At 67.9% G+C, this 11,782-nt stretch carries 7 protein-coding genes; 1 reads left to right on the top strand and 6 read right to left on the bottom strand.

Going from position 1 to position 11,782, the window contains the following annotated elements; translation table 11 throughout:
- The first annotated feature begins 102 nt into the window (after positions 1–102).
- The gene (locus BZF57_RS13880) at positions 103–882 is read left to right on the top strand and encodes an acyl-CoA thioesterase (RefSeq protein ID WP_086738955.1); all 780 of its coding nucleotides are present in this window, start codon (positions 103–105) and stop codon (positions 880–882) included.
- 4 nt (positions 883–886) lie between these two features.
- Here BZF57_RS13880 and glgX read toward each other — a convergent pair whose 3' ends face one another.
- The 6 genes from glgX to BZF57_RS13850 all read right to left on the bottom strand — a co-directional run bounded on the left by glgX (position 887) and on the right by BZF57_RS13850 (position 11,753).
- On the bottom strand, positions 887–2,665 hold the full coding sequence (gene glgX, locus BZF57_RS13875; RefSeq protein ID WP_086738953.1) for a glycogen debranching protein GlgX: 1,779 nt from the start codon (positions 2,663–2,665) through the stop codon (positions 887–889).
- A gap of 78 nt (positions 2,666–2,743) precedes the next feature.
- Complete coding sequence (locus BZF57_RS13870) at positions 2,744–4,369, bottom strand: alpha-D-glucose phosphate-specific phosphoglucomutase (RefSeq protein WP_086738951.1); 1,626 nt, start codon at positions 4,367–4,369, stop codon at positions 2,744–2,746.
- Positions 4,366–5,823, bottom strand: a complete 1,458-nt coding sequence (gene glgA, locus BZF57_RS13865; RefSeq protein ID WP_086738949.1) for a glycogen synthase GlgA — start codon at positions 5,821–5,823, stop codon at positions 4,366–4,368. The genes BZF57_RS13870 and glgA overlap by 4 nt, the downstream gene beginning before the upstream one ends.
- A complete protein-coding gene (glgC, locus tag BZF57_RS13860) occupies positions 5,820–7,085 on the bottom strand; it encodes a glucose-1-phosphate adenylyltransferase (protein WP_086738947.1) in 1,266 nt (421 codons plus the stop codon). Before glgC ends, glgA begins: the two co-directional genes overlap by 4 nt.
- A gap of 34 nt (positions 7,086–7,119) precedes the next feature.
- Entirely contained in the window at positions 7,120–9,282 is a 2,163-nt protein-coding gene (glgB, locus tag BZF57_RS13855) for a 1,4-alpha-glucan branching protein GlgB (RefSeq protein ID WP_086738945.1), read from the bottom strand.
- Positions 9,279–11,753, bottom strand: a complete 2,475-nt coding sequence (locus tag BZF57_RS13850) for a glycogen/starch/alpha-glucan phosphorylase (protein ID WP_086738943.1) — start codon at positions 11,751–11,753, stop codon at positions 9,279–9,281. Before BZF57_RS13850 ends, glgB begins: the two co-directional genes overlap by 4 nt.
- Between the last annotated feature and the right edge of the window lie 29 nt (positions 11,754–11,782).

Below are 11,782 nucleotides of genomic sequence, written 5' to 3'. Positions count from 1 at the left end.
GGGGCGGGGGGTCTGCGCCACCGAAGGTGGCCCGCAAAGACGGTCCCCCTTTACGCAACGTCAGTCTGGACGAGCCACCACCGGCGCGGCATGGCAGGGGGCATGACTATCGCCAGCCTGCTCGAACCCGTAACCGGCCAGCCCGGCCCAGCCCGCCTTGCCCATGCCTCGGACTGGATGCAGGGCCGCACGCTCTATGGCGGCGCCTCGGCCCTGGTGGCCTATACGATGGCGGTGCGGGCCTTTCCCGGACTTCCGCCGCTGCGGGCCGGGCAGGTCGCCTTCGTCGCGCCGGTGGGCGAGGAGATCGAATTGCGCGCCGAGATCGTCCGGCAGGGCCGCAACGTCACGCAGCTGCGCAGCGAGATCCTGTGCGAGGGCCGCGTGGCGCTCAGCGCCTTCTGGCTGTTCGGCGAGGGTCGCGAGGCGAATGCCGTCCACCCTTCCGGCATGCCCGAAGGCTGGCCCGGTGCGCCGGAGGAGAACGAGGTCGTCACCCACCAGTTCGCGCCCGCCTTCGTCGCCAAGAATTTCGAGCTGCGGCACGGCCAGATCAAGGGCGCGGACCGCGGCGCGACCGTGCGGCGCTGGGCGCGGCTGACCGAGGCGCATGATCTCGATCCGGTCTCCAAGCTGGTGCTGATGGGCGACGTGATGCCGCCCGGCGCGATGCGGGCGATGCAGCGGCAGGGGCCGATCAGCTCGATCAACTGGTCTTTCAACGTGCTCGATCCCGAGAGCCGATCGCGCGATGGCTGGTATCTCGCCGAGAACGCCAGCCAGCACGCCGACGCGGGCTATTCCTCGGAGCGCCTCAGGATGTGGGACGCCGACGGGCGGCAGGTGCTCGACGGGCTGCAATGCGTGGCGGTTTTCGGGTAAGGGCCTAGGCGATCGCGGCGGCGCTGCGGCTCTCGCGGTCGACACGGACCACGGGCCAGTCGCCTGACGGGGGCTGGTGGACGAAGCCCGGCGTGGCGGGGTTCTCCCATTCCACAGGGGTCAGGGCCGCGCCCTCGAGCGAGAGCCAGCGGCCGCCTTCGGGAAAGCGGGTGAAGCCGGAAAGGCGGCGGGCGCGCGCGGCGGACATGGCCGCGACGTCGTCCTCCAGCGCCGTGTCCCGCCCCTCCCAGTCCACGGGCATGAACTGGCAATAGGCGTTGTTGTTGCCATGCTGGCTGCGGCCGCATTCGTCGCCCGCGGTGAGCATGATCGTGCCGGTCGAGGCGAACAGCGTCCCGAGCATGGCGCGCAGGTCTGCGGCGCGGCGGGCGCGGATGGCGGGATCGTCGCTCGGGCCTTCGGTTCCGCAATTCCACGAGTGGTTCTCGCCATGCCCGTCGCGATTGTCCTCGCCATTGGCATGGTTGTGGCGCTTCTCGTAGGCAACAGTGTCGGCGAGTGTGAAGCCGTCATGCGCGGCGAGGAAATTGATACTGCGGCAGTCGGCGCCGAACACATCGGAGGACCCGGCGATGCGGGTGGCGAGCGTGCCGATGGTCGCCTCGCCCTTCCAGAAGCGGCGCACGTCGTCGCGGTAGCGGTCGTTCCATTCGAGCCAGTTTGGCGGGAAATTCCCGAGCTGGTAGCCGCCCGAGCCGATGTCCCACGGCTCGGCGATCATGACGCGGTCGGCGAGGCAGGGTTCGGCGGCGAGCTCGGCGAAGATCGGGGCACGGGGATCGAAGCCGGGGCCGCGAGCGATCACGGGGGCGAGGTCGAAGCGGAAGCCGTCGATCCCGCAATGGCGCACGAAATGGGCGAGGGTGTCGATCATCAGCCGGCGGACGGCAGTGTTGGCGAAGTCGAGCGTGTTGCCGCAGCCGGTGTCGTTGATGAGGCTGCCGTCGGGCGCGCGGGCATAGGCGGCGGGGTCGAGCCCGCGCAAGCTGAGCGTGCCGCCGTGAACGTCGCTCTCGCCCGAGTGGTTGAAGACGAGGTCGAGGATCACGCCGATCCCCGCCTCGTGCAGCGCCGCGACGGTCTCGCGCAACTCGGCCACGCCGTCGGGGCAGAGGCCGGGATCGAGCGCCATCATCGCCACCGGATTGTAGCCCCAGTGGTTGGCAAGGCCGAGCGGGGGAAGATGGCGCTCGTCGATCCAGGCGACGACCGGCATCAGCTCGACCGCGCTGACGTGGAGCTTGCGGAGGTGCGCGATCACTGCGGGGTGGGCGAGCGCGGCGATGGTGCCGCGCTGCGCGGGCGGCACCTCGGGGTGGAGCGCGGTCAGCCCCGCGACGTTGAGCTCGTAGATCAGCCCGCCGCGCTGGAACCGCGGCGGCGCGGGCGGGACTTGCGGCAGCGGCGCGGGCACGATGGCTCGGGGGACGAGATCGGCGGTATCCTCGCCGTAAGCGGCAAGGCGCGGGTGCTGGACGAAGCGGCGGTCGAGGGTGAGCGCGTAGGGGTCGACCAGCAGCTTGGCGGGATCGAACCACAGGTTCTGCTCCGGCGCGTAGATGCCGTGGGCGCGGTAGCCGTAGCGGGTGCCTGCGAGGTCGCCGGGCAGTTCGGCCACCCACACCTCGCCATTGCGGGTCATGGCATAGCGGGTCTCGACCTCGCCTTCGAACAGGCAGAGTTCGAGCGCCTCGGCGAGCGGCGCGCGTACCGCGAAGCGGGTGACGCCCTGATTTACGTGGCTACCGAGTTCCAACGCCACCTCCGTTCGCCTCGAGCGAAGTCGAGAGGCCCTTCCTGATTGTGTCTCGACTTCGCTCGACACGAACGGGGCTGGTGGTCACGTCACCACATCGGGCGCGGTGCGGCCGGTGTGCGCGGCGATCCCCGCGATGGCCTCGGCGGCGGCGACAAGATCGGCGAGCATCGCCGGCGTCTCTTCCGCCAGCCGCCCGTCAGGCCCCTCGTAGCGTTCGAGATAGACCCGCAGCGTCGCCCCTTCCGTGCCCGTGCCCGACAGGCGGAACACGATCCGCGATCCGCAGGCGAACATCACCCGCACGCCCTGATTGCGGCTTTCCGAGCCATCGACCGGATCGGTATAGGCGAACTGGTCGGCGGCGCTGACCGTCAGCGGGCCGAAGCTCTGTCCGGGCAGCGCGCCAAGCGAGGCCTCGAGCGCCGCCATCAGCGCGCCCGCCTTGTCGGTGGCGATCGCCTCGTAATCGTGGCGCGCGTAGTAGTTGCGCCCGAAGCGCGCCCAGTGCTCGGCCGCGATTTGCATCACCGGCTTGCCCGTCACGGCGAGGATGTTGAGCCACAGCAGCACCGCCCACAGCCCGTCCTTCTCGCGCACGTGATCGCTGCCGGTCCCTGCGCTTTCCTCGCCGCAGATCGTGGCCTTTCCGGCATCGAGCAGCGTGCCGAAGAACTTCCACCCCGTCGGCGTCTCCCACAGCGGGATGCCGAGCGCCTCGGCCACGCGGTCGGCGGCGGCGCTGGTCGGCATCGAGCGGGCGATACCCTTGAGCCCCCCCGCATAGGCAGGCGCCAGATGCGCGTCCGCCGCCAGCATCGCCAGCGAATCCGAAGGCGTGATGAAGACGCCCTTGCCGATGATGAGGTTGCGGTCCCCGTCCGACGCCGCGCCCAGCGCAGGGGCATCGGGCGACATCATCAGATCGTAGAGCACGCGGGCATGGACGAGGTTGGGGTCGGGATGGTGCTCGCCGAAATCCTCGAGCGGCGTGCCGTTGTGGACCGTCCCTGCGGGAAAGCCGAGCCGGCGTTCGAGAATCTCGTGGGCATAGGGCCCAGTCACCGCGTGCATCGCGTCGAAGGCGACCGAGAGCCCGTGCCCCGCCGCGGTGCGGATCGCGTCGAAATCGAACAGCTCTTCCATCAGGTCGGCATAGTCGGCGACGGGATCGATCACTTCGACCACCATGTCCCCCACCTGCGAGGTGCCGAGGCAATCGAGATCGACATCCTCGCCGCCGTCCACCATCAGCCAGCGGTCGATGGTCTGCGTGCGGGCGTGGATCGCCTCGGTCACCGCCTCGGGCGCGGGGCCGCCATTGGCGATGTTGTACTTGATGCCGAAATCCTCGTCCGGCCCGCCGGGGTTGTGGCTGGCCGAGAGGATCAATCCGCCGGATGCGCCATATTTGCGGATCACGTGGCTCGCCGCAGGGGTCGAGAGGATGCCGCCCTGCCCCACCAGCACGCGGGCATAGCCGTTCGCCGCCGCCATGCGGATCGCGCGGGCGATGACGGTGCGGTTGTGGAAGCGCCCGTCGCCGCCGATCACCAGCGTCGATGCGGGCGCCCGCTCGGCCACGTCGAAGACGGACTGGATGAAATTCTCGGCATAGTTCGCCTGCTGGAACACCCGAACCTTCTTGCGCAGGCCCGATGTGCCGGGCTTCTGGCCGTCGAAGGGCGTGGTGGCGACAGTCGTGATCATCCCTGTTCCCCGATCAATTGGCGGTAGAGCCCGGCATAGGCCGCGCCGCTCGCACCCCATGAGAAATCCGCCTTCATCCCGTTTGTCTGGAGCCGCTTCCATGCGCCGGGCTGGTGGTAGAGCGCGACCGCACGGCTGATCCCGCTCGCCAGCGCGGCCGGGTTGACGGCGTTGATCTGGAGGCCCGTCGCCACCCCCGCGGCGAGTGCGGCGGGGTTGGCGTCGATCACCGTGTCGGCAAGCCCGCCGGTGCGCGAGACAACCGGCACGCAGCCGTAAGCGAGACCGTAAAGCTGGGTCAGACCGCAAGGCTCGAAGCGGCTCGGGATCAGGATCGCATCGCCCCCGCCTTGCAGACGGTGCGAGAGTGCCTCGTCATAGCCGATGCGCACCCCGACACGGCCCGGATGGCGCGCGGCGGCGGCGAGGAAGCGCGCTTCGAGCTCGCCATCGCCCGAGCCCAGCAGCGCGAGCCGCCCGCCAATGCCGACGAGGTGATCGAGCACCTCGGCGAGCACATCCATGCCCTTTTGCCACGTTAGCCGACTGACGACGATGAATAGCGGCCCATCGTCGCGGTCGAGCCCGAAGGCCTGTTCCAGCGCGCGCTTGTTCTTCGCCCGCGCCGCCAGCTTTCCGGCGGTGTAGCGCGCGGCGAGATGCGGGTCGGTCGCGGGGCTCCATTCGGCGGTGTCGATGCCGTTCAAGATGCCATGCACCCGGTTCGAGCGAGCGAGGATCAGCCCCTCCAGCCCCATGCCGAACTCAACCGAGCGGATTTCGCCCGCATAGGTCGGGCTCACCGTGGTAATCGCATCGGCAAGCTGCATCCCGGCCTTGAGGAAGCCGACCCCGCCGTAGCTTTCGACCCCGTCGACCGTCCATGCCGAAGCGGGCAGGCCGAGCTGCGGGAAGATGTCGGCGGGGAAATAGCCCTGGAAGGCCATGTTGTGGATCGTGATGATGCTCGGCACCCCGCGCCCACCCGCCAGCGGTGCGAGGCGCAGATAGGCGGGCACCATGCCGGCCTGCCAGTCATGCGCGTGGACGAGATCGAAGCTGCGCCCCTTCACCGCCCCGCCGCCAATGTCCGCCGCAGCGCGGGCGAAGGCGGCGAAGCGCCGCCAGTTGTCGTCCCAGTCGCGCCCCGCAGCGTCGGCATAGGGTCCGCCCTCGCGGGCGAAGAGCGCCGGCGCATCGAGCACCAGCAGCGGATGCTCTCCCAGCTTGCCCGCAAGCAGCCGCGCCGGCGTGCCGAGCAGCGCGTCCCACTTGTGCACCGCGCGCGTCTTGCCGAGCTTCGCCAGCACCGCCGGATAGCCGGGGAGGAAGGTCGTCACCTCCACGCCCTGCGCCGCCAGCGCCGCAGGCAGCGCGCCTGCCACATCGGCCAGCCCGCCGGTCTTGACCAGCGGAGCGGCTTCCGAAGCGACCGAGAGAACCTTCAGGCTCACAGTTTGAGGCGCGCCATCATGTCGCGGGTGACCAGCACCACGCCCTTTTCCGACACGCGGAAACGGCGCGCGTCGAGTTCCGGGTCCTCGCCGATCACCATCCCTTCGGGGATGCGGACGCCGGAATCGATGATCACCTTGTTGAGGCGCGCCCCGCGCCCGACATTGCAATAGGGCAGGATCACCGCTTCCTTGACGTTGGAATAGGAGCCGATCTTCACGCCCGTAAACAGCAGGCTGCGGCGCACTTCGGAGCCGGAGATGATGCAGTCCCCCGAAACCAGCGAGGAGACGGCGAAGCCGCGCCGCCCGTCCTCGTCGTGGACGAACTTGGCAGGCGCAGCGACGACGGCATCGGTCCAGATCGGCCAGTCGCGGTCATAGAGGTTGAGCTTGGGCACCGTGTCGGTGAGGTCGAGGTTCGCTTCGAAATAGGCATCGAGCGTGCCCACATCGCGCCAGTATTCCTCGATCTCTTCCGCGGCGCGGATGCAGGAATTGGTGAAGCGGTGCGCGACCGCTTTGCCGTGCTTGACGATGTAGGGGATGATGTCCCCGCCGAAATCGCGCTTGGATGCGGGATCGTCGGCGTCGCGGCGCAGCTGTTCGAACAGGAAATCTGTGTTGAAGACGTAGATCCCCATCGAGGCGAGCGCCATGCCCTCGTTGCCCGGGATACCCGGCGGGTCCTTGGGCTTTTCGACGAAGGCGGTGATGGTGTCGTTCGCGTCGACCTGCATCACGCCGAAGCCGGTCGCCTCCATCCGCGGCACGACGAGGCAGCCGACGGTGACGTCCGCGCCCGAATTGACGTGCTGCTGGAGCATCAATTCGTAGTCCATCTTGTAGATGTGGTCGCCCGCCAGGATCACCATGTATTTGGGCGCGAGGCTGGCGATGATGTCCATGTTCTGGAACACCGCATCGGCCGTGCCTTCGTACCACTGGTTTTCCGACACGCGCTGGCTCGCGGGCAGGATGTCGAAGCTCTCGTTACGTTCGGGCCGCAGGAAGGTCCACGCGCGCTGCATATGGCGGATCAGCGAGTGCGCCTTGTACTGCGTCGCCACCCCGATGCGGCGGATGCCGGAGTTGATCGCGTTCGACAGCGCGAAGTCGATGATGCGCGACTTGCCGCCGAAATAGACCGCGGGCTTGGCGCGGCGGTCGGTCAGCTCCATCAGCCGGCTGCCGCGCCCGCCTGCCAGCACATAGGCCATCGCGTCACGCGCCAGCGGTCTCCCAGACGTCCTCTCGATCATCCCATTATCTCCCCGGATGGATTGTTTTTGGTTTCTAGCCTTGGAATTGCAGCATTATCGTGGCGAGTGGCGGCAGCACGATATGGCCTGCGCCATCGGTCGCCGTGACCTGCCCCATGTTGCCCTGCCCGCTGCCGCCATAGAGGGCCGCGTCGCTGTTCAGCACCTCGGCCCACACCCCGTCATGCGGCAGGGGCACGCGGTAGTGCGTGTGGAGCGCGGGCGTCATGTTGGCGATGACCGCCACGGGTGCTTCGCCCGGTGCCTTGCGGAGCCAGGCGAAGACGGAGTTGTCGGCATCGTCGGCGATCAGCCACTCGAATCCCTCGCCCTCGCAATCGCGCGCGTGGAGCGCGGGGGTGGTGCGGTAGAGGCGGTTCAAGTCACGGACGAGGTCGGCGACGCCGCGGTGGGCGGGCGCGTCCATCAGCTCCCAGTCGAGGCTACGCTCCTCGCTCCATTCGCGGCGCTGGGCGAATTCCTGGCCCATGAACAGGAGCTTCTTGCCCGGGTACCCCCACATCATCGCGTAATAGGCGCGAAGGTTCGCGAATTGCTGCCAGTCGTCCCCGCTCATCTTGCCGAGGATCGTGCCCTTGCCGTGCACCACCTCGTCATGGCTCAGCGGGAGGACGAAGTTCTCCGAGAAGGCATAGACGAGGCCGAAGGTGATCTCGTTGTGGTGGTATTTCCGGTGGATCGGATCACGCGCCATGTACTGGAGCGTGTCGTGCATGAAGCCCATGTTCCACTTGAACCCGAAGCCCAGGGCCGTGCGCGGGCCCTCGTCGAAGGCGGGCTGCGAGACGCCGGGCCACGAGGTCGATTCCTCGGCGATGGTCATCACGCCTGCGTGGGTGCCGTAGAGCGCCTTGTTGGTGGCGCGCATGAACTCCACCGCCTCCCAGTTTTCGCGTCCGCCTTCGGCATTGGGGATCCACTCGTCTGCCTTGCGCGAGTAATCGCGGTAGAGCATCGAGGCGACCGCATCCACGCGCAGCCCGTCGACATGGTACTGCTCGGCCCAGAACAGCGCGTTGTTGACGAGGAAGCTGCGCACCTCCCGCCGGCCGAAATTGTAGATCGCGGTGTTCCAGTCGGGGTGGAAGCCAAGGCGCGGGTCTTCGTGTTCGTAGAGTGCGGTGCCGTCGAAGCGGGCGAGGCCGTGCTCGTCGACGGGGAAGTGCGCGGGCACCCAGTCGATCAGCACGCCGATCCCGGCGCGGTGGGCGCCATCGACCAGCCTCGCAAATCCCTCCACATCGCCGAAGCGGGCCGAGGGGGCGTAGAGCCCGGTGGTCTGGTAGCCCCAGCTCGGGTCATAGGGATGCTCGGAGACCGGCAGGAACTCGATATGGGTGAAGCCCATTGCGGTGACATAGGGGATCAGCCGCGCGGCCATTTCGTCCCAGGTCAGGAACCAGCCATTGTCGGCCCGCTGCCACGAGCCGGGGTGGACTTCGTAGATGGAGATCGCCTCGCGCCGCGGATCGACATTCGCCCAGTGCTCGCGGTGGGCCGCGTCGCCCCATTCGCGCTTGCCGGGCTTGGCGACGATGCTCGCCGTCTTGGGGCGCAGCTCGCTCGCGAAGGCGAAGGGATCGGCCTTCAGCGGCTGCACCGTGCCGTCCGGGCCGGTGATGCGATACTTGTAGGCCGCGCCCTCGCCGATGTCGGGGATGAAGATCTCCCACACCCCGATGTCCACACGGCGGCGCATCATGTGCGCGGCAGGGTTCCAGCCGTTGAAATCGCCGACGAGGTTCACCCCGCGCGCATTCGGCGCCCAGACCGCGAAGTGGACCCCGCTCGCGCCCTCGTGCGCGATCACATGCGCGCCCATCTTGTCGAACAGGCGGAAATGGGTGCCCTCGGCGATCAGGAAATCGTCCAGCGGCCCCAGCACCGGACCGAAGGAATAGGGGTCGGTCACCCACCACTCCGCACCGTTCCCCCGGCAGCGATAGCGCACCGGCTTGGGCTTGCCCCTGAGCTTGCCCTCGAACAGCGGGCCATCCACCCGCGTCATCCGCCCGAGCCTGCCGCCCTTCAGCGAGAACGCCTCGGCCTCTTCCGCCCCATGCAGGATCGCGCGGGCGAAGGTGCCTTCAGGGCCATCATGCGGGCCGAGCAGCGAGAACGGGTCGGCGTGCGACCCGTCCAGCAACGCGGCGATGGCCTCCACTGGCGGCTTCACTTCACACCCCAGATCTCGCGCGCATATTCGCCGATGGTGCGATCGGACGAGAACCAGCCGACATTGGCGATGTTCATGATCGCCGACTTGCGCCACGCCGCGCGATCCTCCCACCGCGCATCGACATCGCGCTGGGCGGCGGCATAGGCGTCGAAGTCGGCAGCGACCATGAACCAGTCGGAATTGTAGAGCGCGTCCATGAGGCCCTGATAGCGGGTGGGCTCATCGGGGCTGAACACCCCGCTCGCGATCGAGCGCACCGCCTGGCACAGCTCGCGGCTGCCCTCGATCACTTCGCGGGGATTGTAGCCCTCGGCGCGCTTGGCCGCGACTTCCTCGGCGGTGAGGCCGAAGATCACGATGTTCTCGCGCCCCACGTGCTCCATGATCTCGATATTCGCCCCGTCGAGCGTCCCGATGGTCAGCGCCCCGTTGAAGGCGAACTTCATGTTCCCCGTGCCCGAGGCTTCCATCCCTGCGGTCGAGATCTGCTCGGACAAATCGGCCGCCGGAATGATCCGCTCGGCCAAGCTGACGTTGTAATTGGGAACGAACAGCACCTTCAGCACCTCGCCCACAGAGGGATCGGAATTGATCCGCCGCGCGATGTCGTTGGCGAGTTTGATGATGAGCTTGGCGTTGTGATAGGTCGGCGCGGCCTTGCCGCCGAAGATCTTCACCCGCGGCACCCAGTCGCGTTCGGGATGGCTGCGGATCTGGTCGTAGAGCGCGACAGTCTCGATCAGATTCAGAAGCTGGCGCTTGTATTCGTGGATGCGCTTGATCTGCACATCGAACAGCGCGTCGGGATCGAGCCGCAGGCCCGTCAGCTCGCGCAGGTGGTTCGACAGATCGACCTTGTTGGCACGCTTCACCTCGTCGACCCGCTCGCCGAGCGCCGCATCGCCTGCCATCGCCGCGAGATCGGCGAGCTTTTCGGCATCGGCGATGAAGCCGTCACCGATCGCCTCGCGCACCAGACCCGTCAGGCGCGGGTTCGACTGGTGCAGCCAGCGGCGCGGGGTGACGCCGTTGGTCTTGTTGTTGATGCGGTCGGGATAGAGCTTGTGGAGATCGGCGAACACCGTCTCCTTCATCAGGCCCGTGTGGAGCGCCGCCACGCCGTTGATCGAATGCGCGCCCACAAAGGCGAGGTTCGCCATGCGCACGCGGCGCTCGCCATGCTCGTCGATCAGCGAGATCGCGGCGATGGCGGCATCGTCCATCCCTGCCCGCCGCGCCTCGCGCAGTACCTTGGCGTTGATCGCATAGACGATCTGCATGTGGCGCGGCAGCAGGCGTTCGAACAGCGGCAGCGGCCAGCTTTCGAGCGCTTCGGGCAGAAGGGTGTGGTTGGTGTAGGCGATGGTCGCGCGGGTGACGTCCCATGCCTCGTCGAAGGTGAGGTGATGATCGTCGGTCAGGATGCGCATCAGCTCGGCCACCGCGACCGAGGGGTGCGTGTCGTTCAATTGGATCGCCGCCTTGTCGGGCAGCGTGCGCACGTCGCCGTAATACTGGACGTGGCGGCGCACGATGTCCTGAATGGAGGCGCTGGAGAAGAAGAACTCCTGCCGCAGCCGCAGCTCCTGCCCGGCGGGGGTGGAATCGGCGGGATAGAGCACCCGCACCAGCGTATCGGCGCGCACCTGCGCGGCGAGCGCGCCGGCGTGGTCGCCCGCGTTGAAGGCGGCCAGCTGGATCGGATCGAGCGCGTTGGCGGTCCACAGCCGCAGCGTGTTCACGCGCTTGCCCTGCCAGCCGACCACCGGGGTATCGACCGCGGTCGCCTCGATCTTCTCGGCCGGGCTCCAGCGGATCACGCCCTGATCGCTCGTCACTTCGCCGCCGAAGCCGACCAGATAGGAACTCTCGCGCCGCTCGAACTCCCACGGATTGCCGTGGGCGAGCCAGGTTTCGGGCAGCTCGACCTGCCAGCCATCGTCGATGCGCTGGCGGAACATGCCGTTGATGTAGCGGATGCCATAGCCGAAGGCGGGAATGTCGAGGCTGGCGAGGCTTTCCATGAAGCACGCCGCCAGCCGCCCCAGCCCGCCATTGCCGAGCGCGGCATCGGGTTCGAGCTCTTCGAGCCGCGCCAGATCGAGGCCGTGTTCGCGCAGCGCCTGCTCCATCTCGCGGGTGACGCCGAGGTTGGACAAGGCATCGCGCAGCAAGCGGCCGATCAGGAATTCGAGACTGAGGTAATAGACGCGCTTGGCCCCGGTCTCGTGCGCGGCGGAGGTCGAGGCGAACCAGCGGTCGATGATATCGTCGCGCAAAGCGAGCACGCTCGCCTCGTACCAGTCATGCGGCTTGGCGGCCTTCTCGGTCTTGCCGACGCGGTGTCGCAGCGCACCCATGATGCGCGCATCGAGATCCTGCGACTTGCCTTCGGGGCGGTTGGTCACGCGGGCCACACTCCTTGGTTGAACCTGCGGGGGGATCGTGTCCGGCGGATCCCACGCCATCACCCTTTGCCCCCCGGCAATGCTCTGCA

It is taken from the genome of Erythrobacter colymbi (assembly GCF_002155685.1).
GTDB classification, from domain to species: domain Bacteria; phylum Pseudomonadota; class Alphaproteobacteria; order Sphingomonadales; family Sphingomonadaceae; genus Erythrobacter; species Erythrobacter colymbi.
Note: the sequence above shows the minus strand (reverse complement) of the source record. Positions and strands in the feature narration are given on the sequence as shown.